Annotated in this window: 27 protein-coding genes; 21 read left to right on the forward strand and 6 right to left on the reverse strand. The window is 36.1% G+C overall.

The window, feature by feature from the left end:
- Positions 1–18: 18 nt before the first annotated feature.
- Positions 19–1,347, forward strand: a complete 1,329-nt coding sequence (locus MHH66_RS07070) for a PhoH family protein (RefSeq protein WP_078184364.1) — start codon at positions 19–21, stop codon at positions 1,345–1,347.
- A gap of 49 nt (positions 1,348–1,396) precedes the next feature.
- On the opposite strand, the gene MHH66_RS07075 is transcribed toward MHH66_RS07070, so the two are convergent.
- Positions 1,397–1,894: a hypothetical protein gene (locus MHH66_RS07075; protein WP_063219148.1), complete on the reverse strand. Its 498-nt coding sequence runs from the start codon at positions 1,892–1,894 to the stop codon at positions 1,397–1,399.
- Between the two features lie 150 nt (positions 1,895–2,044).
- On the opposite strand from MHH66_RS07075, the gene MHH66_RS07080 reads away from it, so the two are divergent.
- The 3 genes from MHH66_RS07080 to pyc all read left to right on the forward strand — a co-directional run bounded on the left by MHH66_RS07080 (position 2,045) and on the right by pyc (position 7,416).
- Entirely contained in the window at positions 2,045–2,332 is a 288-nt protein-coding gene (locus MHH66_RS07080; protein WP_002088314.1) for a YlaN family protein, read from the forward strand.
- Positions 2,333–2,457: 125 nt separating this feature from the next.
- Positions 2,458–3,636 carry a putative lipid II flippase FtsW gene (gene ftsW, locus MHH66_RS07085; RefSeq protein ID WP_078184363.1) on the forward strand — a complete coding sequence of 393 codons (1,179 nt, stop codon included), beginning with the start codon at positions 2,458–2,460 and terminating at the stop codon, positions 3,634–3,636.
- Between the two features lie 333 nt (positions 3,637–3,969).
- Positions 3,970–7,416 carry a pyruvate carboxylase gene (gene pyc, locus MHH66_RS07090; RefSeq protein ID WP_012261618.1) on the forward strand — a complete coding sequence of 1,149 codons (3,447 nt, stop codon included), beginning with the start codon at positions 3,970–3,972 and terminating at the stop codon, positions 7,414–7,416.
- Positions 7,417–7,497: 81 nt separating this feature from the next.
- Here the strand turns inward: pyc and ctaA are convergent, their stop codons facing one another.
- A complete protein-coding gene (gene ctaA / locus MHH66_RS07095; protein ID WP_078184362.1) occupies positions 7,498–8,433 on the reverse strand; it encodes a heme A synthase in 936 nt (311 codons plus the stop codon).
- Between the two features lie 497 nt (positions 8,434–8,930).
- Between ctaA and cyoE the strand changes: the two genes are divergently transcribed.
- The 6 genes from cyoE (at position 8,931) to ctaG (ending at position 14,839) form a co-directional block, all read left to right on the forward strand.
- Complete coding sequence (gene cyoE / locus MHH66_RS07100; protein WP_002033731.1) at positions 8,931–9,854, forward strand: heme o synthase; 924 nt, start codon at positions 8,931–8,933, stop codon at positions 9,852–9,854.
- Between the two features lie 93 nt (positions 9,855–9,947).
- On the forward strand, positions 9,948–10,997 hold the full coding sequence (coxB, locus tag MHH66_RS07105) for a cytochrome c oxidase subunit II (protein WP_002088304.1): 1,050 nt from the start codon (positions 9,948–9,950) through the stop codon (positions 10,995–10,997).
- A gap of 60 nt (positions 10,998–11,057) precedes the next feature.
- Positions 11,058–12,893: a cytochrome c oxidase subunit I gene (gene ctaD / locus MHH66_RS07110; RefSeq protein ID WP_176126945.1), complete on the forward strand. Its 1,836-nt coding sequence runs from the start codon at positions 11,058–11,060 to the stop codon at positions 12,891–12,893.
- Positions 12,893–13,516 (forward strand): cytochrome c oxidase subunit III, encoded by a 624-nt coding sequence (gene ctaE / locus MHH66_RS07115; protein ID WP_000557861.1) that lies wholly within the window; start codon positions 12,893–12,895, stop codon positions 13,514–13,516. The genes ctaD and ctaE overlap by 1 nt, the downstream gene beginning before the upstream one ends.
- A gap of 3 nt (positions 13,517–13,519) precedes the next feature.
- A complete protein-coding gene (gene ctaF / locus MHH66_RS07120) occupies positions 13,520–13,852 on the forward strand; it encodes a cytochrome c oxidase subunit IVB (protein WP_002014776.1) in 333 nt (110 codons plus the stop codon).
- A gap of 81 nt (positions 13,853–13,933) precedes the next feature.
- Entirely contained in the window at positions 13,934–14,839 is a 906-nt protein-coding gene (ctaG, locus tag MHH66_RS07125; protein ID WP_012261616.1) for a cytochrome c oxidase assembly factor CtaG, read from the forward strand.
- A 36-nt stretch (positions 14,840–14,875) separates the two neighbouring features.
- Here the strand turns inward: ctaG and MHH66_RS07130 are convergent, their stop codons facing one another.
- The gene (locus tag MHH66_RS07130; RefSeq protein ID WP_002014773.1) at positions 14,876–15,241 is read right to left on the reverse strand and encodes a YugN family protein; all 366 of its coding nucleotides are present in this window, start codon (positions 15,239–15,241) and stop codon (positions 14,876–14,878) included.
- Positions 15,242–15,449: 208 nt separating this feature from the next.
- On the opposite strand from MHH66_RS07130, the gene MHH66_RS07135 reads away from it, so the two are divergent.
- The 6 genes from MHH66_RS07135 to MHH66_RS07160 all read left to right on the forward strand — a co-directional run bounded on the left by MHH66_RS07135 (position 15,450) and on the right by MHH66_RS07160 (position 18,965).
- Positions 15,450–16,484 (forward strand): CAP domain-containing protein, encoded by a 1,035-nt coding sequence (locus MHH66_RS07135; protein ID WP_002088298.1) that lies wholly within the window; start codon positions 15,450–15,452, stop codon positions 16,482–16,484.
- A gap of 173 nt (positions 16,485–16,657) precedes the next feature.
- On the forward strand, positions 16,658–17,095 hold the full coding sequence (locus MHH66_RS07140) for a YlbD family protein (RefSeq protein ID WP_002014771.1): 438 nt from the start codon (positions 16,658–16,660) through the stop codon (positions 17,093–17,095).
- An 11-nt stretch (positions 17,096–17,106) separates the two neighbouring features.
- Positions 17,107–17,352 (forward strand): YlbE-like family protein, encoded by a 246-nt coding sequence (locus MHH66_RS07145; protein ID WP_078184361.1) that lies wholly within the window; start codon positions 17,107–17,109, stop codon positions 17,350–17,352.
- Positions 17,353–17,429: 77 nt separating this feature from the next.
- A complete protein-coding gene (locus MHH66_RS07150; protein WP_002014767.1) occupies positions 17,430–18,002 on the forward strand; it encodes a histidine phosphatase family protein in 573 nt (190 codons plus the stop codon).
- 116 nt (positions 18,003–18,118) lie between these two features.
- A complete protein-coding gene (locus MHH66_RS07155) occupies positions 18,119–18,571 on the forward strand; it encodes a YlbF family regulator (protein WP_002128868.1) in 453 nt (150 codons plus the stop codon).
- Positions 18,572–18,698: 127 nt separating this feature from the next.
- Positions 18,699–18,965 (forward strand): YlbG family protein, encoded by a 267-nt coding sequence (locus tag MHH66_RS07160; RefSeq protein WP_002088292.1) that lies wholly within the window; start codon positions 18,699–18,701, stop codon positions 18,963–18,965.
- Between the two features lie 55 nt (positions 18,966–19,020).
- Here MHH66_RS07160 and MHH66_RS07165 read toward each other — a convergent pair whose 3' ends face one another.
- Positions 19,021–19,410 (reverse strand): DUF7147 family protein, encoded by a 390-nt coding sequence (locus tag MHH66_RS07165; protein WP_002014762.1) that lies wholly within the window; start codon positions 19,408–19,410, stop codon positions 19,021–19,023.
- A 529-nt stretch (positions 19,411–19,939) separates the two neighbouring features.
- Here MHH66_RS07165 and rsmD point away from each other — a divergent pair.
- Together rsmD and coaD are read left to right on the forward strand one after the other, a co-directional pair.
- The gene (gene rsmD, locus MHH66_RS07170) at positions 19,940–20,506 is read left to right on the forward strand and encodes a 16S rRNA (guanine(966)-N(2))-methyltransferase RsmD (protein WP_001266992.1); all 567 of its coding nucleotides are present in this window, start codon (positions 19,940–19,942) and stop codon (positions 20,504–20,506) included.
- A complete protein-coding gene (gene coaD / locus MHH66_RS07175) occupies positions 20,503–20,994 on the forward strand; it encodes a pantetheine-phosphate adenylyltransferase (protein WP_063219151.1) in 492 nt (163 codons plus the stop codon). The genes rsmD and coaD overlap by 4 nt, the downstream gene beginning before the upstream one ends.
- Here the strand turns inward: coaD and ylbJ are convergent.
- Positions 20,986–22,215 carry a sporulation integral membrane protein YlbJ gene (ylbJ, locus tag MHH66_RS07180; RefSeq protein WP_002033736.1) on the reverse strand — a complete coding sequence of 410 codons (1,230 nt, stop codon included), beginning with the start codon at positions 22,213–22,215 and terminating at the stop codon, positions 20,986–20,988. The two genes, coaD and ylbJ, sit on opposite strands and share 9 nt — an antisense overlap.
- 112 nt (positions 22,216–22,327) lie before the next feature.
- Between ylbJ and MHH66_RS07185 the strand changes: the two genes are divergently transcribed.
- On the forward strand, positions 22,328–23,119 hold the full coding sequence (locus MHH66_RS07185; protein WP_002138096.1) for a patatin-like phospholipase family protein: 792 nt from the start codon (positions 22,328–22,330) through the stop codon (positions 23,117–23,119).
- On the forward strand, positions 23,112–24,137 hold the full coding sequence (locus MHH66_RS07190) for a SepM family pheromone-processing serine protease (protein WP_002142950.1): 1,026 nt from the start codon (positions 23,112–23,114) through the stop codon (positions 24,135–24,137). Before MHH66_RS07185 ends, MHH66_RS07190 begins: the two co-directional genes overlap by 8 nt.
- Before the next feature lie 26 nt (positions 24,138–24,163).
- Here MHH66_RS07190 and MHH66_RS07195 read toward each other — a convergent pair whose 3' ends face one another.
- Positions 24,164–25,405 carry a nucleotidyltransferase gene (locus tag MHH66_RS07195; RefSeq protein WP_165689459.1) on the reverse strand — a complete coding sequence of 414 codons (1,242 nt, stop codon included), beginning with the start codon at positions 25,403–25,405 and terminating at the stop codon, positions 24,164–24,166.
- 153 nt (positions 25,406–25,558) lie between these two features.
- Here MHH66_RS07195 and MHH66_RS07200 point away from each other — a divergent pair, with 153 nt between their 5' ends.
- A complete protein-coding gene (locus tag MHH66_RS07200; protein ID WP_002014753.1) occupies positions 25,559–26,059 on the forward strand; it encodes a YceD family protein in 501 nt (166 codons plus the stop codon).
- Positions 26,060–26,074: the final 15 nt, after the last annotated feature.

Here is a 26,074-nt window from a genome sequence, read left to right on the forward strand (position 1 = left end):
GAGTCAGGGGGTAACAGGTTGGATAAAATTTATGTGTTAGATACGAATGTACTTTTGCAGGATCCTTTATCTATTTTTTCATTTGCAACAAATGAAGTAGTGATTCCAGCAGTTGTATTAGAAGAGGTTGATTCGAAAAAACGTTATATGGATGAAGTAGGACGAAATGCTCGCTATGTATCTAAGTTAATCGACAAATTTCGCGAAATAGAAAAGCTGCATGAAAGTATTCCGTTAGAAAACGGCGGTACATTTCGTATTGAATTAAATCATCGCTCATTTGTTCAACTGCAAGATATTTTTGTAGAAAAAACAAATGATAATCGAATTTTAGCGGTAGCGAAAAACCTCTCTTTAGAAGAACAAGAAAAAGAGGACGGGAAATCAGTTATTTTAGTAAGTAAAGATGTACTCGTAAGGGTAAAAGCTGATGCAATCGGATTGCAGGCCGAAGATTATTTAAGTGACCGAGTAATCGAAGTGGAAAATATATATTCAGGATTTTTAGAAGGGTATATATCAAAAGAACAGTTAGATTATTTTTATGAAAAAGGTGAACTACCTTTATCTGAAATCGCAAATCATCCTTTTTATCCAAATCAGTTTGTTGTAATGAAAGATGCACTAGGGGGTTCTAGTTCTGCACTTGGGATTGTGGATCATTTAGGTAAGAAGGTAAAAAAACTTATTTTTCACAATGAACAAGTGTGGGGGATACGCCCACGAAACGTGCAGCAAATTATGGGATTAGAATTGCTACTTCGGGAAGATATTCCACTTGTAACGTTAACAGGGAAAGCCGGTACAGGAAAAACGTTACTTGCATTAGCTTCGGGACTAATGCAAACGGAAGATTTAGGGTTATATAAAAAACTACTTGTCGCGAGACCAATTGTACCGGTAGGGAAAGATATAGGCTATTTACCAGGAGAGAAAGAGGAAAAATTAAGACCGTGGATGCAGCCGATTTTTGATAATCTAGAGTATTTATTCAATACGAAAAAGCCTGGGGAGCTAGATGCTATTTTAGCTGGAATGGGTTCGATTGAAGTAGAAGCGCTTACCTATATACGCGGGAGAAGTATTCCAGACCAGTTCATTATAATTGACGAGGCACAAAATTTAACGAAGCATGAAGTAAAGACGATATTAACAAGGGTAGGCGAAAAAAGTAAGATTGTATTAATGGGGGATCCTCAGCAAATTGATCACCCGTATTTAGATGAATATAATAACGGTTTAACATATGTTGTAGAGAAGTTTAAAGAACAACGTATTAGTGGTCATGTAAAGTTTGTTAAAGGAGAGCGTTCTAATTTAGCACAACTAGCAGCGGATTTATTATAAAAAGGAGTGAGCTTAAGCTCACTCCTTTTTTGCCTTTTAATTATACAATTTAAATGATTGTAAATTTACGGATGTTACGAATCGGATTTTGTCTATTAGATCCATCATGGAAATATAGATGAACAGGCCCGTCTTCTCGTAATGGTTTACCTTCTTTTGAAAAACCGAGAATAGCTTTATGGGCTGTTTCTAACGGAAGTGTAATTGTATTGTCTGTGGTTTCAATTTCGACATGAGTAGCATCTTCTAAAATTTCAGCATTTTTTAGAAATGGATGAAGTGGTATGCCAAAGGTCCCGTTAATAAGCTGTTCTTTTTTATATTTCTTTACACTTTGTTGTATTGGCGGGAAGGCAGCACCATCACGGATTTCGCGATCCCAATGCTCTGAAGTATGTTTTAAGTATGTTTCTAATTCGGATGATGCTTCTCTAGTTTCATCAAAGTAGGTTGTCAAATCTATTTTTCGATCATCGAAAATCCATACAGTTGGATCGATAGTGATTGGAAAACGAACTTTTCCATTAATAAATAAAATTTCGCTCATTGTTGTTCCCCCATTTGTGTTATACTCCCACTTTTCAGTATAATAGTATTAGGCACTGTTGTCACAAAAAATGTTTCTATTGCAATTTATTAAAACTATCGCTAATATTAATAGATATGAGAGAGTAGGACGGAAACGGAGGGAATCAATTTGGCGTCTGAGACAGTATCAAATCATCAGGAAAAGGCACTAGCCCTTCTACAAGCGGATGCAGAGAAGATTTTAAGACTTATTAAGGTACAAATGGACAATCTTACAATGCCGCAATGTCCATTATATGAAGAAGTTTTAGACACACAAATGTTTGGACTATCCCGCGAGGTCGATTTTGCGGTTCGCCTTGGTCTTATTGGAGAAGAACAAGGGAAAGCAATGTTAGGAGAGCTCGAACGTGAGTTGTCTGCACTTCATGAAGCATTTACAAACAAACAACAATAACGGGTTCAAATAAGGGGGCTCAAACTGAAATAGTTTGGGCTTTTTATTTGTATAATAAAGAAGGAAGAACCTATATACATATGGAATACAACAATAATTAAATTGAAACAGAAAGAGGAAATGAAATGAAAAAAGTATGGAAATCGATGGATTATTCCTTATTACTTCCTCTTGTTATCTTATGTGTGCTGGGAGTAATAATGGTATATAGTTCTAGTTCCATTGTTGCGATTTCGAGGCATAACTGGCCAGCAAATTACTTTTTAAAAAAACAATTAATTGCTTTAGCTATTGGAACGATAATGTTAGCGATTATCGTTGCCATTCCTTATAAGTTGTGGAGAAAGAGAATAGTTTTAATCGCAATGGGAATAGGGAGTATTGGTCTACTATCAGCAGCCTTGTTTTTCGGTAAGGACGTAAATGGTGCAAAAGGATGGATATTAGGTATACAACCAGCTGAGTTTGTGAAAATAACGGTTATTATTACGTTAGCAAACTTTTTTGCTAAGAAACAAGAAATGCAAACAGCTTTTGTACAAGGGATAATTCCTCCTCTGGCTGTTGTTGGTGGAGCGATGGGATTAATTTTACTTCAAAATGACTTAGGTACCGATTTGTTAATTGCGGGAACGGTAGGAATTATGTTTCTTTGTTCGGGAGTCCGGATTAACTTATGGATTAAACGAATTGTTTTAACTTCTATAGTGTGGATTCCGGTACTATATTTTCTCGGGAATTATGCATTAAGCCCGTATCAAAAGGCACGTTTTTCCGTTTTTCTTGATCCATTTAACGATCCGCAGAAGGATGGATTCCAATTAATAAATTCATTTATTGGAATTGCTTCAGGAGGGCTAAACGGTAGAGGGTTAGGGAACAGTGTGCAAAAATATGGATACTTACCAGAACCGCAAACAGATTTTATTATGGCAATTATATCTGAAGAACTTGGATTTATAGGCGTAGCTGTCATTTTAATCTGTTTACTACTTATTATTATTCGGGCATTTAGGGTTGCACAAAAGTGCAGAGATCCGTTTGGAAGTTTAATAGCAATTGGAATTGCAAGTTTGTTTGGAGTTCAAACTTTTATAAATGTCGGTGGTATGTCTGGGTTAATACCGCTTACAGGGGTACCATTACCGTTTATAAGTTATGGTGGTAGTTCTTTGTTAGCTAATCTGCTTGCAATGGGTATACTGTTAAATATTGCCAGTTATGTAAAACGACAAGAGAAACAACAAAACAAATTGACTAACGAAATAGAACAAGGTGGACCGCATCTTGTTGTTGTAAAATAAAAAACACATTGATCTCTAGAGTTCAATGTGTTTTTTATTTTGTTAGATTTTAAATGTGATACAATATTGATTGTTGTAAAACGAAAAGTATATTACATTTAAGTGAATGTGATATACAATATTGTTGTTAGAAAAGGAAGAGGTATGCTATACTATTTTTGTGAAACAAATCGATCAGAAAACTTATCATTTGTTGAAAAATAAGGTATGATGGATAAAAATAAAGTGAAGCTTTCTAAGTATAATATAATGTAGAAAGTGAAGAACTTCACGCTCTTTAGAGTGTGTATGTATTTTATCTCTAGAGTGGTAGGAAAATAGAGGGGGAAAATCATGACAAAGCTGCAACGTATTCAAAAAGTATTGGTAGCTAACCGTGGAGAGATAGCAATTCGTGTGTTCCGAGCATGTTCAGAACTTGGATTAAACACAGTTGCGATCTATTCTAAAGAGGATAGCGGTTCTTATCATCGCTATAAAGCCGATGAGTCCTATTTAGTTGGGGAAGGGAAAAAGCCAATTGATGCTTATCTAGATATTGAAGGCATTATTGAGATTGCGAAAAGTAATCATGTAGATGCAATCCACCCTGGATATGGTTTCTTGTCAGAAAATATTCAATTTGCAAAACGTTGTGAAGAAGAAGGGATTATCTTTATCGGTCCAAAAAGTAAGCATTTAGACATGTTTGGAGATAAAGTTAAAGCAAGAACACAAGCGCAGCTAGCACAAATTCCAATTATTCCTGGTAGTGATGGTCCAGTAAATTCAATAGAAGAAGTTGAAGAATTTGCTGAAAAGTATGATTACCCGATTATTATTAAAGCATCCCTTGGTGGCGGCGGTCGCGGTATGCGTATTGTACGTGCTAGTGAAGAATTAAGAGAATCGTATAATCGCGCGAAATCAGAAGCAAAAGCAGCCTTTGGTAATGATGAAGTGTACGTTGAAAAATTCGTTGAAAAACCTAAACATATAGAAGTACAAATTTTAGCAGATGAAGAAGGTAATGTTGTTCATTTGTATGAGCGTGATTGCTCTGTACAACGACGCCATCAAAAAGTAGTTGAAATTGCACCGAGCGTGTCGCTTTCAGATGATTTGCGTCAGCGTATTTGTGATGCTGCAGTAAAGTTAACGAAAAATGTAAATTATTTAAATGCTGGAACGGTAGAATTCCTTGTAAAAGGTGATGAGTTTTACTTCATTGAAGTAAACCCACGTGTTCAAGTTGAACATACGATTACAGAGATGATTACAGGAGTGGATATCGTTCAATCGCAAATTTTAATAGCTGATGGACATGCATTACATAGCAAAATGGTAGGTGTTCCTAAGCAAGAGGAAGTGGTTGTGCATGGATTTGCAATCCAATCTCGTGTAACAACAGAAGACCCACTTAATAACTTTATGCCTGATACAGGAAAGATTATGGCGTACCGATCAGGCGGTGGTTTTGGTGTTCGTCTTGATACAGGTAATAGTTTCCAAGGTGCAGTTATTACACCGTACTACGATTCTTTACTTGTAAAAGTTACTACTTGGGCACTTACTTTTGAACAAGCCGCTGCAAAAATGGAACGTAACTTAAAAGAATTCCGTATTCGTGGTATTAAAACAAATATTCCATTCCTAGAGAATGTAGTAAAACATAAAAACTTCTTATCAGGAGAATATGACACTTCATTTATTGACGCGTCACCTGAACTATTCTTGTTCCCGAAACGTAAAGACCGCGGAACAAAAATGTTAAATTATATTGGTACAGTAACAGTAAATGGCTTCCCAGGAGTAGGGAAAAAAGAGAAGCCAATTTTCCCAGATGCTCGTATACCAAATGTGATACACTCAGAGCCAATGCAAAATGGAACGAAACAAATTTTGGATGAGCGTGGAGCGGATGGATTAGTAAAGTGGGTACAAGATCAAAAGCGTGTACTTTTAACTGATACAACATTCCGTGATGCACATCAGTCATTACTTGCAACGCGTGTTCGTACAAAAGATTTACATCACATTGCAGAGCCGACAGCGAGAATGTTACCAAACTTATTCTCAGCAGAAATGTGGGGCGGTGCAACGTTTGATGTTGCATATCGTTTCTTGAAAGAAGATCCATGGGAACGATTACTAGATCTTCGTGAAAAAATGCCAAACGTTTTATTCCAAATGTTACTTCGTTCTTCAAACGCAGTTGGATACAAAAACTATCCAGATAATTTAATTCAAAAATTTGTAGAATGTTCCGCGCAAGCCGGAATTGATGTGTTCCGTATTTTTGATAGCTTAAACTGGGTAGAAGGCATGAGAGTTGCAATTGATGCTGTACGAGATACTGGTAAGATTGCAGAAGCAACAATGTGTTACACAGGAGACATTCATGATCCGTTACGCAGTAAATATGATTTAAATTATTATAAAAATTTAGCAAAAGAGTTGGAAGCATCAGGAGCTCACATTTTAGGAATTAAAGATATGGCGGGCTTACTAAAGCCAAACGCAGCATATGATTTAGTTTCAGCATTAAAAGAGACGGTGTCGATTCCAATTCACCTGCACACACACGATACGAGCGGAAATGGTATTTTAACGTATACAAAGGCAATTGAAGCGGGTGTTGATATTGTCGATGTAGCGGTGAGTTCAATGGCTGGTCAAACGTCACAACCAAGTGCGAATACACTATACTATGCGTTAGGTGGAAACGAAAGACAGCCAGATGTTAATATAGACTCATTAGAAAAACTATCTCATTATTGGGAAGATGTACGAAAATATTATGCTCCATTTGAAAGTGGTATGAATGCTCCTCACACAGAGGTATATATGCATGAAATGCCGGGTGGACAGTATAGTAATCTTCAACAACAAGCAAAAGCGGTTGGCTTAGGAGATCGCTTTGATGAAGTTAAAGTGATGTATCGCCGTGTTAATGATATGTTTGGCGACATTGTAAAAGTAACACCATCATCTAAAGTTGTCGGTGATATGGCATTATTTATGGTTCAAAATCACCTAACAGAACAAGATATTTTAGAACGTGGACATGCTATGGACTTCCCAGGATCTGTTGTTGAAATGTTCTCTGGAGATTTAGGACAACCATATGGTGGTTTCCCGAAAGAATTACAAAAAATTATTTTAAAAGGGAAAGAGCCATTAACAGTAAGACCGGGTGAATTATTAGAACCAGTAGATTTCGATGCTTTAAAAGAAGAGTTATTCCACAAACTTGGACGCGAAGTAACAATTTTTGATGTAGTCGCATATGCATTGTATCCAAAAGTATTTATGGACTACGAAAAAGTTGCTGGGATTTATGGAAATGTATCTGTGCTTGATACACCGACATTCTTCTATGGTATGAGACTTGGTGAAGAAATTGATGTGGAAATCGAGCAAGGTAAAACATTGATGGTTAAACTAGTTTCCATTGGGGAGCCACAGCCAGATGGAAATCGTGTGCTTTACCTGGAGTTTAATGGACAACCGCGTGAAATCGTAGTGAAAGATGAAAACGTGAAATCAACTGTTGCACAGCGTGTGAAGGGGAATCGTGAAAATCCAAATCATATTAGCGCAACGATGCCGGGAACTGTTATTAAAGTAGTTGTAAAAGAAGGCGATGAAGTGAAAAAAGGTGATTCCATGGCAATTACAGAAGCTATGAAAATGGAAACGACGGTTCAAGCGCCATTTAGTGGTAAAGTGAAAAAAGTATATGTAAATGATGGGGATGCAATTCAAACGGGAGATTTACTCATTGAATTAGATCATTAAAATAAAGAAAAAGAGCTGTGCGAAAGCAGCTCTTTTTTGTGTGTAAATAATACCTTGCCGAATTGGCAAGGTATTATAGTTTTACTTTGTTTGCTTAGAAGTTGATTCAGTTTCTTTTGCATTGACTGTACTTCTTGTACCTATCATAACTAAATAGCATAGTACAGCAAACAGGCAAGAAATGAAGAGCGAATGTAATAATGCCATTGCTAAACTAGCATTTGTAAATACGACTAAAATCCCTACTATAGCTTGAAGTGTAACAAGGATAAATGAAATAATCCATCCCCAGTATACTACACGCTGCTGCTTGTAATGGCGAATAGCGATAATCATCGCATATAGTATCCAAGCGAAAATTAACATCGCTGCAACTCTATGTCCCATTTGAATCCACTCATGTAGTTGAGTTGGCATAGGTCTACTTTTGCTACATAAAGGGAAGTCTGGACAGGCTAAGGTAGCTCGTTCGTGACGTACTAAAGCTCCTGTGTAGACAACGATATAACTGTAAATTGTTACACCATAAATATGAAATTTCATTTTTTTGTCCATAATAAGTGAACGTGCATCAAATTTCTGATCAATTTCAAAAATAAGACACGTTAACAAGATGACAGAAGCAAATGAAATTAAGGAAATACCGAAATGAATAGCTAATACAGCAGGCATTTGACCCCAAACAACCGCCGCCGCCCCCATTAATGCTTGTGCAACTAAAAATACGAAGGATAAAATTGCTAACGTCTTTGTTTCGCGCACATGTTTATAATATTTCCAGGACAAGATACAAAGAAGAGTAACAAGGATTCCGGCTGATCCAGATGTTAAGCGGTGACTTAGCTCAATAATAGTCTCCATTGATAAATTAGATGGAACAAATTCACCGTTACAAAGAGGCCATGATTTGCCACATCCTTGGCCTGAACCCGTTTTTGTAACTAAAGCGCCTCCTAGTAAAACTACTAATAAATCGAGACTTGTAATGACTGCTAACCATTTAATAAAGCGTTGCAATCTCTTTCACCATCTTTCTGCTATGAAGTTATTGCGAAATATTTTCATTCCATTATGTATAGAATAAAACGTGCTACAGTCCTATGATATATAAAAAATAATAAAATAGCAAAGAAATGGAGGGCGAGGACAACGTACGTATTATAAAGAAAAAAATGGGATTTAAAATACATATTTTAGGAGGAATGCAGGCTAATTTGAAAAGAAATGGGGAGAATACATGCTAAATATGACAAAATAGTTTATTATAGAAGATAACATCATGTTATGATAAGGATAAATTAAAATAAAGTTTTTTAATGTTCGACACAAAAAGTTCATGTTTTCTTCACAAAATGTTCGGGAAATGTGATTTAATATATTGGAGTATGGGCGTAGATTAGTAGTAGAATGGGTTAACAATATTTCTACTGTAATAATATTGCTATATAGAAGCGAAATATTTCACATGAAATATATGCTTAGAAAGATGATAGGTTTAAGAGGGGGTTAAAGTGATGAACCATGCAACAAGTGAGCTGCATGATGAGTCAGCTGTTTCAATTGTACCGGAAACAACTCGGTTACAAGATTTATCAGCGCTCGTTAAAATGGGGATTGTAAACTCAAATACACTTACTGTATTTACAGGATTTTGGTTGGCTTTACATTTTAATGGATTGAGTGTTATGGACAATCTAGATAAGTTATTTTTCACAATCGTTGGTTCGGCATTAATTATGGCAGGGGTATGTTGTTTAAATAACTACATTGACCGAGATATCGATCCATTAATGGAAAGAACAAAAAACCGTCCAACGGTAACAGGTAAATATAAACCTGGCTTTGCACTTGCATTTGGACTTGTAATTTTACTTCTTGGCTTTGCATTTTTATTACTTACTACACCGATGGCAGTGTTAATCTCATTTATTGGTGCCTTCACATATGTTGTTTTATATACGTTATGGACGAAGAGAAAATATACGTTAAATACTGTTGTAGGTAGTATATCAGGAGCAGTTCCACCTTTAATTGGATGGGCGGCAATTGATCCGTCTTTAAATCATCCAATTGCTTGGATGTTATTTTTAATTATGTTTATTTGGCAAATCCCACATTTCCTCGCATTAGCGATGAAGCGTGTTGATGAATATCGAAATGCAGGAATCCCAATGCTTCCTGTTGTACAGGGATTTGATATTACGAAACGTCAGATTATGATTTGGACAGTATGTTTATTACCACTACCATTTTATATGAGTGGACTTGGAATAACATTCATGGTAATTGCAACATTGCTTAACATCGGATGGATCGCATTAGGGCTTTATGGCTTCCGTCAGCAAGATGACATCAAGTGGTCCGTAAAAATGTTTGTTTATTCCCTGAATTACTTAACAATCTTATTTGTGTCAATGATTGTAGTTACATTCTTCTAAGACAACGACATGATTGGATTTCTTTACGTTGAGATTTACTTTACTTAACTATAAAGTACAATCTAATTCACAAAGAAAGTGGGGGTTGTTTGTATGAAGAAACAGTGGCGACTGCTTTCGTTCGTTTCACTGCTGGCTTTACTGTTAGGGGGATGCGGTAAAGCTTTTCAGTCTACTTTAATTCCGCAAGGGGAAGTAGCAAAAATGCAATATGATTTGCTCTTACTAGCGAGTGCAATCATGGTAGGAGTAGTACTTGTAGTTACTATTATTTTCTTATATGTAATTGTGCGTTTCCGACAAAAAAAGGGTGAGGAAGATTATATTCCAGAGCAAGTTGAAGGAAATCACAAACTAGAAATTATATGGACAGTCATTCCGATTATTCTTTTGTTAATCTTGGCTGTTCCGACTGTTACATATACATTCAAGCTTGCTGATGTAAGTGCGATGGAGAAAAAGAATATTGATAAAGATACTATCGTTGTTGATGTAACAGCGAATCTTTATTGGTGGGAATTTTCTTATAAATCAGAAAAAATAGTAACTTCTCAAGATTTAGTTATCCCCACAGGTAAGAAAGTGTATTTGAATTTGAAGGGTGCCGATATTAAACATTCGTTTTGGGTTCCATCTTTAGCTGGGAAAATGGATACAAATACAGATAATGTAAACAAAATGTGGTTAAAGGCAGATAAATCGGGCACTTATAATGGTTTTTGTACAGAATTTTGTGGCCCATCACATTCTTTAATGCAGTTCAAAGTGAAAGCTCTGGATGAAAGCGAGTACAAAAAGTGGCTTGCTGACATGAAGAAGATTGATGGGAAAAAAGAAGTAGCTTCTACAAAGGCGCAAGAGGGTCAAGAAATATTTAATAAAAGCTGTATTGGTTGTCATGCAGTTGGATCAAATGATAGTAGACCACCTTCTGCTCGTATCGCACCGAACTTAGCAAACTTCGCAGATCGCGATATGGTTGCTGGTATTGCCGAAAATAATGAAGAGAACTTAAAAAAATGGCTCAAAGATCCTGAAAATATGAAACCAGGTAATAAAATGACTGGTAAATATGGCAACTTAACGGATGATCAAATTAATGCATTAAATGCATATTTACAAACGTTAAAGATTGAAAAATAAAGAGGGATCATTTGCGAAGGGGAGGTTGAAAACGTGAGTTCTGTAGCAAAAAAACAGGGGATGGGTGCTGTCATATGGGATTATTTAACGACAGTAGACCATAAAAAGATTGCCATTCTCTATTTAATTGCAGGTGGATTGTTTTTTGTAATAGGTGGAATAGAAGCACTATTTATTCGCCTGCAGTTAGCGATTCCTAACAATGCTTTTCTTGTTGGGGATGCTTATAATCAAGTATTAACGATGCACGGTACAACAATGATTTTCCTCGCAGCTATGCCACTCGTGTTTGCATTTATGAACGCCGCTGTACCACTTCAAATTGGAGCACGTGATGTGGCGTTCCCGTTTTTGAATTCGCTCGGATTTTGGTTATTTTTCTTTGGTGGATTATTTTTAAATTTAAGTTGGTTTTTAGGAGGAGCGCCTGATGCAGGGTGGACATCGTATGCATCTTTAGCTTTAGCTTCTAAAGGACATGGTGTTGATTTTTATGTACTCGGCTTGCAAATATCAGGTATTGGTACATTAATTGGAGGTATTAACTTCCTTGTTACAATTATTAATATGCGCGCGCCAGGGATGACGTACATGCGCATGCCGATGTTTACATGGACAACATTTGTAACATCTTCACTTATTTTATTTGCATTTCCACCATTAACTGTAGGATTAGGACTTTTAATGTTAGATCGTTTATTTGGCACAAGTTTCTTTAATCCGGCACTAGGTGGGAACACGATTATATGGGAGCATTTATTCTGGATCTTCGGTCATCCGGAAGTATACATTCTTATACTCCCAGCTTTCGGAATATTCTCAGAAATCTTCGCCACATTTTCGAAAAAACGATTATTCGGTTATTCCTCTATGGTGTTCGCGACAGTATTAATAGGGTTTTTAGGATTTATGGTATGGGCGCATCATATGTTTACTGTTGGTCTTGGGCCTGTTGCAAATGCTATCTTCTCGGTTGCAACAATGGCGATTGCAGTTCCAACGGGTATTAAAATATTTAACTGGCTCTTTACAATGTGGGGTGGAAGTATTAGGTTTACAACACCAATGATGTGGGCGGTAGCTTTTATTCCATCCTTCGTTATGGGTGGAGTTACAGGTGTTATGCTTGCTTCTGCACCAGCTGATTATCAGTTTCATGATAATTATTTCGTAGTAGCACACTTTCATTATGTAATTGTTGGTGGTGTTGTATTTGGTTTACTTGCAGGTGCGCATTATTATTGGCCACTTATGTTTAATAAAGTATTAAATGAAACATTAGGTAAGATAACATTTTGGTTATTCTTTATCGGTTTCCATTTAACATTCTTTATTCAGCATTTCCTAGGTCTAATCGGTATGCCGCGTCGTTACTACACATATCTTGAGGGCCAAGGGTTGGAAATGGGGAATATGATTAGTTCTATCGGAGCTGTGTTTATGGCTCTTGGAACGATTGTTCTTTTATTCAATGTAATAAAAACAACGGTATCAAAAGAGAAGGCTGGCCGTGATCCATGGGATGGACGTACATTAGAATGGACAATGCCAGCACCTACACCGGAATACAATTTTAAGCAATTGCCATTTGTTCGCGGGTTAGATCCGTTTTGGATTGAAAAACGTGAAGGTAATAAAGAGATGACAGCAGCGGAACCGGCCGGTGATATTCATATGCCAAATGCTTCATTTTCACCATTTATCATTTCTCTAGGCTTATTCATAGCAGCATTCGGTGCGATGTATATGCAGGGTGGCAAAGATAAATTTTGGTTATTAGTAGCGATTATCGGTTTAATCATTACGTTTGGTACAATGTTCCTTCGTTCAGTAATTGATGATCATGGATATCATATTCATAAGGAAGATTTAGATGATAAGGGGGGCAAGGCGTAATGCATGTAGATGAGAAATTAACGAATGAAACATTTCCAGCAGAGCCTGAAAAAGCAACCCTTGAGGGGAAAAATAAGTTTGTTGGTTTTTGGTTATTTCTTGGAGGCGAAACAGTGTTGTTCGCTTCCTTATTTGGCACATATTTAGCGTTAAAGAACTCTACAAATGGTGGACCAACATCTCAAGAGATGTTTCAAATGCCACTCGTTTTCATTATGACGATGCTTTTGTTAACAAGTAGTTTAACGAGTGTATACGCAATGTATCATATGAAAAATTTTAACTTTAAGAAAATGCAACTTTGGTTACTTGTAACAGTGTTGCTTGGCTTAGGATTTTTGGGGTTTGAAATATATGAGTTTTATCATTATACGCATGAATTTAAGCATACTATGAGAAGTAGTGCATTTGGTTCTGCATTTTATGCTCTTGTTGGTACACACGGGCTCCACGTGTTGTTTGGATTATGTTGGATTTTAACATTAATCTTTAGAAACGCGAAGAGAGGCTTAAATTTATACAACGCACCAAAGTTTTATGTTGCATCAATTTATTGGCACTTTATTGACGTAGTTTGGGTGTTTATTTTCACTGTAGTATATTTGATGGGAATGGTGGGATAAACAATGGCGGTTAAGCAAACGAATAATCCTAAGGTGGATCTTGTTTATCGGAAGAGAAAAAGTGCAGAGGAAATGAAGCACCAAGTTGTTACATTTTCACTAATGATTTTTTTAACATTAGTTGCATTTGCAGCGGTGGCATATCCGAAAACATTTAGCCCGATTTTTTCGGTTCCATTTATATTATTGTTAGCAGTCATTCAAGTTATATTTCAGTTATATTATTTCATGCATATGAGTCATAAAGGGCATGAAGCGGCGAGTTTCTTCTTGTACTCTGGATTGTTAATTGGTTTATTAACAATATTAGCCTTTATGACAATTGTGTGGATTTAAACAGTGATAGTAGGGGGCTCTGATATATCAAAGCCCTCTTTTTATATGAAATATAAGAATTTTGAAAAGGTAGGTGTGGAAATGGAAAACTTATGGGTATTTGGTTTTCAAGCTTTATGGAGTCCAATTTTTTTATTATTTATGATCTCGATTCTTATTAGTTATTTTTTAATTATTGGACCGTATAGAACGCGATTTGAAAATGCGACGAAGGTAAGTAAGAAGCAAATTTTTTATTTTACGACCGGGATTGTTCTTTTGTATGTTGTAAAGGGAGGACCTATTGATTTAATTGGTCATATCATATTTAGTGCACATATGTTTGAGATGGCAGTAATGTATATTGCGGTGCCTCCGTTATTACTGCTTGGTATACCTGTTTGGTTATATCGTTATATTACTTCTTTTAAGTTCGTTCAAATTGTGATAAAGTTTTTTGCTAAGCCGCTTATTGCGTTGTTTGTATTTAATGGCCTGTTTTCCTTTTATCATTTGCCAATTGTTTTTGATGCAGTAAAACAAAGTCAAATAGCGCATCCTATTTGCCTTGCTATATTGTTTTTTGCAGCAATGATGATGTGGTGGCCGATGTTAAATCCACTGCCAGAATATCAAACTTTAAGTGATATTAAGAAGCTTGGTTACATGTTTGCTAATGGTATTTTATTAACGCCAGCTTGTGCGTTAATAATTTTTGCGACTGCACCATTATTTGCAACATATACAGATTCGGCCGCTTGGATGAAGGCAATGGAACTCTGTGTACCGGCGGGTACTTTATCAGATTTAAATATAACTGGACCAGAATTTTTACATTGGATGCCGGTAGTACAAGACCAGCAAACAGGTGGTATTATTATGAAAATTGTCCAGGAAATAGTGTACGGTACGATTATCGGTTATGTGTTCTTTAAATGGGCACGTAGAGAGCGTGAAAAGGATAAAGAGCAGCTGCAAGAGTTACCTCCTTATTTGCAGACGAAATAAAAACTAGCGCATCGTGTTAATGCGCTAGTTTTTTTGTTATTCAATAATTTGAAATTCTTTTAACTCTTTTTCAATATTTTGTAGGAGTTGTTCGCTTTTTTGAAGTACATTCGTTGGGAAAATCTCATCATCGCCATATTCAACGCCATGAGGATAATAATGTTTTCCTAATAAGGGTGGCAATAGTTTTACTTGAGCGTGTCTGCCGCCGATGTCACCTTCAACAGCAAATCCTTGTACACGTAAATAATAAATATCCTTTAATATTTCAAATTTATAATCATATGTAACGCGTTCGTAATCCCATTGTCCGGCAAGTACAAAATGATTGTTTTCCATAATCTCAGTTAAAAGAGTTAGATCAACGACTGCATCAGTAAAGTTTGTATTTGTAAATTGCATAGAATACCTCCTTATTTTAATGTTAGTTCATTATTTTTATAATAGTACGAATAATAAGAAAGTGCAATTCGTATTGCGAGAAAAGGGATAATCCAGACTTTTTTCGTGAAAATATGATATAGTGAAAAGAGTACGGTACACACAAAAAAAGGAAATAAAAGGATTTGTGTATATCTCGATTTTATGCTTTGTTCAGGAGGTATATCGTTTGAAGAAATTATTGCGTATCGTAATGATTACATTTTTAATTTTAGCTGTTGATTTATACGGGAAGTTACTCGTGTCACAATATATATTAACTCCATCTCACTCTAAGCAAGAAAATAAAATTGTGAAAAAGAAGAAGCAAGTAAATGAAGAATCCACAGACACTGTTTTAAATATGATTGGCGGGGACTCTGAGAATTTATTAGCGAAGTGGGGCGAACCATCTCGAATAGAGCCGTCTGCTTATGGATATGAATGGTGGGTGTATAATCAAGATTTAGCTCAGTATGTTCAATTTGGGGTTGCTGAACGTAAAGTTGTAACGGCGTATGTTGCTGGTGAGCAAGTTAAGGTGGCTCCCTATTATATAAATGAAAAGTATGAAGAGGTATATAAAAAGAATCCACTTTCACATGAGATTTCATTAAAAAGAGGAAAGAATAGTTATCAATTTGAGTTATCTGATACGGAAGTAATGGAACAACCGCTAGTACCTGTAGAAGATGGATGGGCACAATTATACTTTGATCACTTTACACATGAGCTTGTTGGTCTTCGTTATATGGATGATGAAACGTTATTACGACAAAGACCATATCAACTTGTTTATTCAGGTGAATTAATAGCGGAACAGCCGCTGACGCCAGAAAAAATGAAGCAAGTAGAAAATGGAAATATGCAACAAATTCTCGATTTAACAAATATTATTCGGAGTCGTCATCAATTACCGTTGTTAACATTGGATCAACAAACTGCAGATGTTGCATTTGGCCATAGTAAAGATATGAAGGATAATAATTATTTTTCGCACGATTCACCTACTTTTGGTACGTTAGGAGATCGCTTGCAACGTGGGCAAGTGGCTTTTCAACTTGCTGGTGAGAATATAGCGGCGCAACATAGTGATGGAATTGCGGCGGTACAGGGTTGGTTAAATAGTGAGGGGCATAGAAAGAATTTATTAAACGAACAATTTACTGGATTAGGTGTTGGGGTATATGATAAATTTTATACTCAAAACTTTATCCGAAAATAAAATGAAACTTTAATCAGTCGGGGCATCCTTCATTGATTATTAGTCTTCACCAATCGGGCTTTAATTGTCCACAAATAGGAAGATAAAAAGGTGCATGAATCGTCTAAAAATAGGCGAACCATGTGCCTTTTTTTTCTTACAATATAGTAGATATACATGAAGAGGTGAGGATTATGCCAACAACAAAAGGGCCGTTACATCCATCGGTTCAACAGTTTAAAGAGTTTGTAAACCATCACCCTAAAATGGTTCATGAGGTTAGAGGTGGTCAAAAAACTTGGCAGCAATTTTATGAAGAATGGTACTTACTTGGTGAAGAAGATCAAATATGGACAGCATATAGACCTGATGGAGCACCTGCTTTTTCTTCGGTAAAAGAAAATAAAGAAGAAAAAGAAAATCGAACAGAAGAGGAAAAAACTGCTGATGTGATGGGGCAAATGCTTTCTTTCTTTAAAAAGCTAGACGTAGAACAAATGCAACATCATTTAGCAAATGTAACGAGTGCGATTGGTAGCGTGCAACAAGTTATTCAACAATTTCAAGGAAACCGTGCGCAGCAAGAACAAAGTACTTCTGAAAATAATCCTTTTTTCTTTCAAAAGGATTAGGGGGAAAGAGAATGAGAGCAGAGCTTATGGAGTTTGTAAAAGCTGATGAGGATTTAGCTCGCTATATTCGGGAACAGCCATACTGGTACCGGAAATTGACGCGTAACCCAGAAGAAAAAGAAGCTTTTGAGTTAGCTGCCATGCAGCATTTCAAAAAAACGATACCAGATAAAGTGGAAAAATTTCAAAATCAATTGGCCGTTGCTTCAATTATGATTGATATGTTCCAGTATATGAAGCAGCAAAATACGACGTAATTGGAAGGGAAAGCTATGTCCGTTATGCAAAACTTTTGTTACAATAGAATCGGATTATTTAAAAAAGGAGTTGCAGCATGACGGAAATTTGTTTAGTACGACATGGACAAACTGATTGGAACTTTCAAGAGATTATTCAAGGGCGCGAAGATATTCCACTCAATGAAGTTGGGAAGAAGCAAGCGAGTCAAAGTGCAGCTGCCTTGCAAGCGGAATCGTGGGATATAATTATAAGTAGCCCGTTAATTAGAGCGCAAGAAACAGCTAAGGAAATTGCTGGGGCTATTGGATTACCATCTATTTTATTAGATGAGCGATTTATGGAACGTAATTTTGGCGAAGCTTCTGGGAAACCAGTTGCGGCCGTTAGAGAGTTAATTACAGAAGGTAATGTAGAAGGAATGGAGCAGGATGAAGAAATTGTAGAGCGCTGTTTTACGGCTTTACAACAGGTTGCAGCAGCACATGGAGATAAACGTATTATCATTGTTGCGCATTCACATGCAATAAAAGCTATTTTACACGCAATTGCACCAAATGAAATTACATTTAAAACGCCGTTAAAAAACGCATGTATTAGCTACGTGAAAGAGAATAGCGGGAAATGGGATGTTCTTAAATATAATATTGCGGAGCATATTAGTGTATAAGAGTGCAAGGAGATTGTATGAAAAGTAATTAGAATCATATCTTTCTTTTAGGTGAGACACTTCAATTAGTAGTTCTGTTCCAAATGTGTTATGATGAATACTCGGAGGTGTCTCTCATGATTGTAGCGACGCTGGAAAGCGTATTGATTTTAGATAAGGCAGAGCAGCTTGCAAAAGCGATCATCTGTTCAGATATAGCAGAAGATTACCGTAAGTATTATAAGGATTTACAAGAAGATATAGAAGTTCAGACGCTAATTCAGCAATTTACAGCGATGAAAGAGCGATACGAAGAAGTGCAACGTTTTGGTAAATATCATCCTGATTATACTTTCGTTTCGACGAAAATGAGGGAATTAAAGCGTTCTGTAGATATGCATGATAAGGTTGCGACCTTTAAAAGAGCAGAAACAACTTTACAGAAGTTATTAGATGAAGTTAGTGTAGCAATTGGTTCTGAGGTGTCTTCTTCCGTTAAAGTTCCAACAGGAAATCCGTTTTTTGATGCGGGTGGCTGTGGCGGTGGTTGTGGTACCGGAGGCGGTTGTGGTTGTAAAAAAACGGGGTAATTTACCCCGTTTTTTAGAATATAGAAGAAAACGTATACAGAGTTTGTTCTTTAATGTCATAAATTTATGATTGGTTTTCATAAAATATAAGAATATAAGTTTTTAAAAGGAGAAGATGGAGAAGATTATGTTCGGGCAACGACAAAGTATGATTGTTTATTTACATTCATTGAAACATGCCAAGATTTTAAGGAAATATGGTAACATTCATTACATATCAAAACGTTTGAAATATGCCGTTGTATATTGTGATATGGAACAAATTGAGCATATGATGCAAAAATTGAATAAACTTCCTTTTGTAAAAAAAGTAGAACAGTCGTATCGCCCATTTTTAAAAACGGAATTCGAAAATTCGCGTCCTGATCGGGCAAAAGAATACGATTATAGCTAAGTAAAAAAATCCCCTGCTAAATTTAGCAGGGGATTTTTTTACTTGAAATAACGTGTTATTTCATTGGAGGAATGAAATTGTTCATTCGTAAAATACCAATTAGATGATTAAAAAATAGTTCTTTTTCAGGGAAAGTTGTTGATGGTTTTACAGTAAAGGGAGTAACTTTTTTCCCTATTTGTTCCGCCATTTCTTCAAATAAAACGACACGTTTACTTTTTTTATTTTCAAGTACAGGAATGCCTTCACGACATATGTATAATGGTTGGAAATCACCAGTAGTTGTCGGTTTTAGTATTACAACAAGTGAACACACTTTTTTTTCGTTTTTTACAGTTTCGAATTGTAACATATGTGTTACACGTTCTTGGTTTGTTTTGGCAATTTCAAGTAATTCATATAAGTCAGAGTAGCCTTCTCCGAGTTCTATAAAGCGTTGAATCATATTTTTTCCTCCTCTTTCTTTTACTGTACCACCTGACTTTTTAAATGAAAAGTAGACAAATAAAAAAACCCTGCAAAGCAGGGCCCTTCTAATACTAGTATGTACTACTAGTAAGAAGGCAAAGGGAGAGGAGAAACCGGAGGAAGAACTTATGGGGAAACGTAAGTCTTCTCCGCGGTTGGCAACAACATCGAAAATGATGTTGTTATATTTATTTATGTCCAATCTAAAATGAAGATATACATAATGAAATTAAAATTTATGTTAGGCTTTTTATTTTTCTTTTTTTTATTTTATGATAGGATAAAAAAGGTAAAGTGGAACTGATGTACATAGAGGGTTGTTGCTTGCAAATAGTGAAATGGATATGAAAGAAATAGCGAGCGATTATTTTAACTGAGGTTTTCAATTAGTTAAATAACAGATTAATGAAAAAATGTATGAAATAGTATGAATCGGTAGCGGTTACCGAATTGAAATGAATTTGCTGTAATCGCTCTATAGATTGAAATAAAGGTAGTGACAACAGATGAGAGTAGTTTCAGGAAAATGTAAAGGGCACCCACTTAAAGCGGTACCTGGTAATACAACGCGTCCAACGACAGATAAAGTGAAAGAATCTATTTTTAATATGATAGGTCCTTATTATGATGGTGGTATCGCTCTTGATTTATTTGGTGGTAGCGGTGGTCTTGGAATTGAGGCCATAAGTAGAGGGATTGATAAAGCGATTTTTGTTGACCGAGATAGTAAAGCGATAAAAGTCATTCATCAAAATTTAGAAAGCTGTAGACTACAAGAACAAGCTGAAGTGTACCGAAATGATGCAGAGCGTGCGGTAAAGGCGCTTATAAAGCGTGAAATATCATTCGATCTTATACTAATAGACCCTCCATATAAAGCTCAAAAAATTGTGTCTTTAGTTAGTGTAATGGATCAACATGGATTGTTAAATAAAGATGGCATCATTATGGCAGAGCATGGGGATGACGTGGTTTTACCTGATTCTATAGGAGAACTTGTAAAAGTACGGGCAGAAAACTACGGGATTACAGCAATTTCGATTTATAAGTATGAAGGTGAGGGGACAGAATGACAAGTATAGCTATTTCTTCAGGGAGTTTTGATCCAATTACCCTTGGACATTTGGATATTATTAAAAGGGGAGCAAAAGTATTTGATGAAGTATATGTAGTTGTTTTAAACAATTCATCAAAAAAACCATTCTTTTCGGTAGAAGAACGCCTAGAGTTAATTCGGGAGGCGACAAAGGATATTCCGAATGTAAAAATTGATTCACATAGTGGATTATTGGTGGAATATGCAAAAATGCGTAATGCAAATGCAATATTACGTGGTTTACGAGCAGTTTCTGATTTTGAATATGAGATGCAAATTACTTCAATGAATCGAAAACTAGACGAAAGTATCGAAACCTTCTTCATTATGACAAATAATCAATATTCATTTTTAAGTTCAAGTATTGTGAAAGAAGTTGCGAGATATGGTGGGAGTGTAGTAGACCTTGTTCCTCCGATTGTAGAGCGTGCTTTAAAAGAAAAGTTTAAAACCCCGTTAAAGTGAACGGGGTTTTTCTTTATGAATGCGTAAAAATAATAAGATGACATACAAATATAAACAAAATAAGGTGAAGATTGGTCCGTAGTGTATAAATGATGTCCAAATATCAGTTAGTGTATAAGAATGATTCAATAAAAATACCGGAAGATCTTCTTGCGTAGGCGAGAAAGAATGAACTTTTTCATAAAATGGTCCCCAAAATATAAAAGTGAAAATAGGAGCGAGAATACTTTGGATAATTCGAGCTAAAAAATATGGTTTAAAGCGGATATCTGTCTCCGCTAATATGCTTGCTACTTGTGCCTGAATAGAAAGACCGCTAAATGCTAAAATGAAGCTTGTTACCATCGCTTGTTGAAGAAGTGTTGATTCATTAATTTGACTAATCATTTGGCTTCCGAGCGTCATTTCAAAAATACCGGATAATATCGGAATACTAAATTGGGATGTAAGTTGGAAGAATGATAAAATATGTTGCATAATAAAAGAAAGCGCTTCTGTAATTTTGAAAACAGTAATCATTTTATTTAAAACAGAGAATAAAATAATAAACCCACCAATCATGAGCAATGTTTGAATAGAAGAAACGATAGCGTCACCGAGTAGTTTTCCGATTGGTCTTTTTTCTTGCATACGTGTTTGGTGGAGGATGGAAAAAGGGTTTTGAAAGGCACGCTTTTGATTCGTATGTTTGTCTTTTATGTAAGTATCGTTATTACCATAAAAGCGCATAAGTAATCCGACGATAAAGTTACTTATATAATGTGCTGCTGCTAATACGAGTCCTAATTTCGGATTATTGAAAAAACCAATAGAAACCGCTCCGAAAATAAAAAGTGGATTAGAAGAATTTGTGAAAGATACGAGTCGTTCCGCTTCAATTTGTGTTAGTTGATTGCTCTTGCGTAGTCTAGCGCTTAATTTGGCGCCAGCGGGGAATCCTGAAGCCATTCCCATTGCCCAAACAAATCCGCCTACCCCTGGAACACGAAACAGTGGACGCATTAGTGGTTCTAATATAACACCGATAAATTTTACAATACCAATACTGATTAGAAGTTCCGCAATGATGAAAAACGGTAGTAGTGAAGGGAATACAACTTCCCACCATATATTTAACCCGCGAATTGAAGCTTGCAAAGCATCTTGGGGGTGAAGTACAAGAGAAAAGGTTAAAAACAACATTGATATGGTAAGAAAAGCAGTTTTCCATTTTTCGTACATGTAAGAAAATCCCCCTTTGTCCCAAAAACGTTCATTTCAGTATACGTGGATATGTGGTGAATTTAGACCATAAGTATGAAAAAGGAATGAAAAAAATTAAAGGGTGAGAAAAATGAAGGAACCAAAAATCGGTTTAGCGCTTGGATCCGGAGGTGCAAAAGGTTTTGCTCACATAGGGGTAATAAAAGTGTTAAGGGAAGCTGGCATCCCTATTCACATGATAGCAGGTAGTAGTATAGGAGCGTTAATTGGTACATTTTATGCAGCGAGTTGTGACGTTGAAAGACTGTATAGATTGGCCGCTGTTTTTAAAAGGAAATATTATTTGGATTTTACAGTTCCTAAAATGGGATTTATTGCTGGAAAACGTATTAAAGATATGATTAAAATGTTTACATATAATAAAAATTTAGAAGAGTTAGATATCCCGACAGCTGTTGTGGCTACTGACATTTTGAAGGGGGAGAAAGTTGTTTTTACAAGTGGTCCGATTGCGGAGGCGGTTCGAGCTAGTATATCTGTACCAGGGGTGTTTGTTCCAGAAAAAATAGATGGCCGCTTATTAGTGGATGGAGGGGTAATTGACCGTATTCCCGTATCGGTTGTAAAAGATTTAGGTGCTGATATTGTTATTGCTGTTGATGTATCTCCAATTAAGGTGAATGGAGAGGTTACATCGATTTATGATGTAATTATGCAAAGTATTGAAATTATGCAACATGAACTTGTGATGAATCGGCAAATAGCATCAGATTTAATGATGCGGCCAGCAGTGGAACAATTTAGTTCGCGTGCTTTTACACATATTGAAGACATTATTAGGGTCGGAGAAGTGGAAGCGGAACAACATATTTCAAACATTTATTTACTAATTGAGCAGTGGAAGGAGAAACATAATGTTTAAGCGTTTTCGGTTTATATATGCAATTTTAATAGGGGTTATATTGGCGATGCTACTTGTTTATGTGCGCTTGCCGTATTATGTGACAAAACCAGGTATGGCCGCGAAATTAGCGCCGTACGTGCAAGTTGACGGTGGAACTAAAGAGTCTGGTGATTTCATGCTTGTCACTGTCTCAATGGGACCTGCTAATGTGGTGAACTTAATAGCCGCGCAATTTAATAAATATACACACGTTTCGAAGGCGGAAGAAATATTGCAAAAAGGCGAGAGTGATGAAGAATATCAATTTCGCCAAAATTATGCAATGAAAGATTCGCAAAATGCAGCAATCTATAATGCTTATAAACGTGCAAATCGCTCTGTTTCTTTTGAAAATAAAGGTGTACTAGTTGCTGGTGTAGCAAAGGGTATGCCGTCAGAGGGAAAGCTTAAGCTTGGAGATGTTATTATAGCTGTCGATGGAAAAATATTCGACAAGACGGAACAATTTATTGAGTATATGACAGGGAAAAAAGAAGGGGACACAGTAAATATTGAATACAAGCGGGGCGGAAAACAGTTTAAAGAAAATTTAAATGTAAAGACGATCCCTAATGGGAATGGACGCGTCGGTATAGGGGTCTCTATCGTTACGGAAAGAGAGTTAGTAGTAGATCCGAAAGTGAAAATTGATTCCCATGAAATAGGCGGTCCATCAGCGGGGTTAATGTTTACACTAGAAATTTATAATCAGCTCGTTGAAGAAGATTTAACAAACGGACATGAAATAGCTGGAACAGGTACAATCAATGATAAAGGAGAAATTGGTCCAATTGGTGGTATTCAGCAAAAAGTAGTAGCTGCTAGTGATGCGGGAGCTGAAGTGTTTTTTGCGCCAAATGAAAAAGGTGTAGAGAAATCGAATTATAAAGATGCTCTTGAAGCTGCGAAAGATATTAAAACGAAGATGAAAATTGTACCGGTGGACACACTGGATGATGCATTAACGTATTTGGAAAAAATGGGTGAAACAAAGTAAACCTCTCTGAAGAAGAGAGGTTTTTCTTATAGGAATTTTTTCGTTATTTCATCATAACGAATTGGATGATGCGTTGCGTCTTGTTTTAGCAGTTGTGTCCGCAAAGGTTCTTGCATTATGGAGAAATATACAGCATTTGATTTTCGTTCTATGTCTAAAGTTGGATGTTCGAATGTTTTTGTATGAGTAAGGATTGGGAGTTCTATTTTTTTCTTATTTCTAGAAAGATAAGTTTGTCCTTTTTGTGACATTCCGAGAAGACGGATATACGGCGCATGTTGCTCTATATTTGCTTTGTGTATTTCTTCCTTCGTTGTATTTGTTAAAATATGTGTACAAGCTCTTTGCAATCTAGTCCATGTATAACGTTTTGTTTTTAATGCTTCCATGAATGAATAGAAAGATGAACTGTTTTGTATTTTTGATAAAATACGATGCTCTAAACCTTCTTCCATTTCATATATATGTTGTAAGTCCTCTGAAGACATCGTCATAAGTTTGTATTTAAAAAATGAAAAGTATTTTTCCCAGTTATGTAACGTCCCGTAGTTTTGCTTGTAGTTTTCTAAAAGAGAAGCAGTCATTTTCGGGATAAAAGGCTCAATAGTTGTAGAGGAACTGTTTTCATTAAATAGCTGTTTGCGAATACTTGTTGCACTTGCAATATGTTGATCGTGAAATGTTTCGTCATGATAATGAGAGGCGAATCTTTTTATAGTTTGTGCTTGCATCGAACTGTTTTGTAAGAGAATTGCTTTAATGTACTGTAAGCCTAAAATGTTATTTGGTTGTGACATATCCACGTTTTTTTCGGGTGGTAAGATGTGTAGAAAGGCTTCAGATGTAGCTTTCGCATAACTATTACCTGCATTCATAAGTTGCTTCACAAGACGATTAAAAGTCTCTTCTTCATTTTTTTGTATAGCGATGGTATTGTAGAAATTTTCAGCTTGTCCATCTTCACTACCGAAACAAATTTCAGAAACACCAAGGGCGTTTAAAATCGAAATTGCGCCATTTGCGAAAGTTTCGGCCTTTTGTGTTGCGAATGCATATGGAAGCTCTACAACGAGGTCTACGCCGTTTGTTAAGGCCATTTTGGTACGATACCATTTGGAGATGAGTGCGGGCTCACCACGCTGCAAAAAAGGACCACTCATAACGGCGATAATAATATCAGACTGTGTTAACTTTTTTGTTTGTTGCACATGATAAGCATGACCGTTATGAAAAGGGTTATATTCAACAACAATACCACTGGATTTTATGGTAATCTCTCCTTTCGATGTAGCATCTTTTTGGAAAACGTGATAGTCTATATATTATTTCCTATGATGACTTCATTATAGTGTAAAGAAAAAACATTGACAAATATAAAATGGCTAGCTATAATTTTGTTTGTTGCCTTGAGGTGATATGATATGAAATGGTCCATCCATCAATTGAATAAATTGAGAAATAAAGGATTGACATTAAATGAAATGGTAGATGTAAGTGAGCTAAAAGAGGTCGAGAAAGATATTCGTGAAATTAATCCTGCTCATGTAACAGGAAGAGTTGATTTTGGCTCCGGTAAGTTTACGTTTCATCTACATATAACTGGAAGCATGGTTTTACCATGTTCTCGCTCTTTAGTAGATGTGACATTACCATTTGACATTAAAACAACTGAGGTGTTCCAAACTTCGGAAGAAGAATTTGAAACAGAAGCTGAAATTCATTGTTTAGAAGGAGAAGTACTTGACTTACTGCCCGTAATCAAGGAAAATATACTTTTGGAGATTCCAATGCAAATTTTCAGTGATGATGTTTCTGGTGGAGCACCGATGCAAGGTCAAGACTGGCAAGTGATTTCGGAAGAAAACAAAGAAAAGACTGTTGATCCACGATTAGCAGGACTTGCAAAGTTTTTTGACAAATAATCGGAAGACTGGTTT

Source organism: Bacillus sp. FSL H8-0492 (genome assembly GCF_038006145.1).
Lineage (GTDB): Bacteria > Bacillota > Bacilli > Bacillales > Bacillaceae_G > Bacillus_A > Bacillus_A mycoides.

Bases quoted from the DNA above. Each gene is read 5' to 3' on its own strand.
- cyoE (WP_002033731.1), top strand. From the start codon at position 8,931: ATGAACCATGCAACAAGTGAGCTGCATGATGAGTCAGCTGTTTCAATT.
- MHH66_RS07155 (WP_002128868.1), top strand. From the start codon at position 18,119: ATGATTGTAGCGACGCTGGAAAGCGTATTGATTTTAGATAAGGCAGAG.
- MHH66_RS07190 (WP_002142950.1), top strand. From the start codon at position 23,112: ATGTTTAAGCGTTTTCGGTTTATATATGCAATTTTAATAGGGGTTATA.
- ylbJ (WP_002033736.1), bottom strand. From the start codon at position 22,215: ATGTACGAAAAATGGAAAACTGCTTTTCTTACCATATCAATGTTGTTT.
- MHH66_RS07165 (WP_002014762.1), bottom strand. From the start codon at position 19,410: ATGATTCAACGCTTTATAGAACTCGGAGAAGGCTACTCTGACTTATAT.
- ctaG (WP_012261616.1), top strand. From the start codon at position 13,934: ATGGAAAACTTATGGGTATTTGGTTTTCAAGCTTTATGGAGTCCAATT.
- ftsW (WP_078184363.1), top strand. From the start codon at position 2,458: ATGAAAAAAGTATGGAAATCGATGGATTATTCCTTATTACTTCCTCTT.
- MHH66_RS07140 (WP_002014771.1), top strand. From the start codon at position 16,658: ATGCCAACAACAAAAGGGCCGTTACATCCATCGGTTCAACAGTTTAAA.
- MHH66_RS07160 (WP_002088292.1), top strand. From the start codon at position 18,699: ATGTTCGGGCAACGACAAAGTATGATTGTTTATTTACATTCATTGAAA.
- coaD (WP_063219151.1), top strand. From the start codon at position 20,503: ATGACAAGTATAGCTATTTCTTCAGGGAGTTTTGATCCAATTACCCTT.
- MHH66_RS07185 (WP_002138096.1), top strand. From the start codon at position 22,328: ATGAAGGAACCAAAAATCGGTTTAGCGCTTGGATCCGGAGGTGCAAAA.
- MHH66_RS07130 (WP_002014773.1), bottom strand. From the start codon at position 15,241: ATGCAATTTACAAATACAAACTTTACTGATGCAGTCGTTGATCTAACT.
- ctaF (WP_002014776.1), top strand. From the start codon at position 13,520: ATGGCGGTTAAGCAAACGAATAATCCTAAGGTGGATCTTGTTTATCGG.
- MHH66_RS07145 (WP_078184361.1), top strand. From the start codon at position 17,107: ATGAGAGCAGAGCTTATGGAGTTTGTAAAAGCTGATGAGGATTTAGCT.
- coxB (WP_002088304.1), top strand. From the start codon at position 9,948: ATGAAGAAACAGTGGCGACTGCTTTCGTTCGTTTCACTGCTGGCTTTA.
- ctaE (WP_000557861.1), top strand. From the start codon at position 12,893: ATGCATGTAGATGAGAAATTAACGAATGAAACATTTCCAGCAGAGCCT.
- MHH66_RS07150 (WP_002014767.1), top strand. From the start codon at position 17,430: ATGACGGAAATTTGTTTAGTACGACATGGACAAACTGATTGGAACTTT.
- ctaD (WP_176126945.1), top strand. From the start codon at position 11,058: ATGGGTGCTGTCATATGGGATTATTTAACGACAGTAGACCATAAAAAG.
- pyc (WP_012261618.1), top strand. From the start codon at position 3,970: ATGACAAAGCTGCAACGTATTCAAAAAGTATTGGTAGCTAACCGTGGA.
- MHH66_RS07075 (WP_063219148.1), bottom strand. From the start codon at position 1,894: ATGAGCGAAATTTTATTTATTAATGGAAAAGTTCGTTTTCCAATCACT.
- rsmD (WP_001266992.1), top strand. From the start codon at position 19,940: ATGAGAGTAGTTTCAGGAAAATGTAAAGGGCACCCACTTAAAGCGGTA.
- MHH66_RS07200 (WP_002014753.1), top strand. From the start codon at position 25,559: ATGAAATGGTCCATCCATCAATTGAATAAATTGAGAAATAAAGGATTG.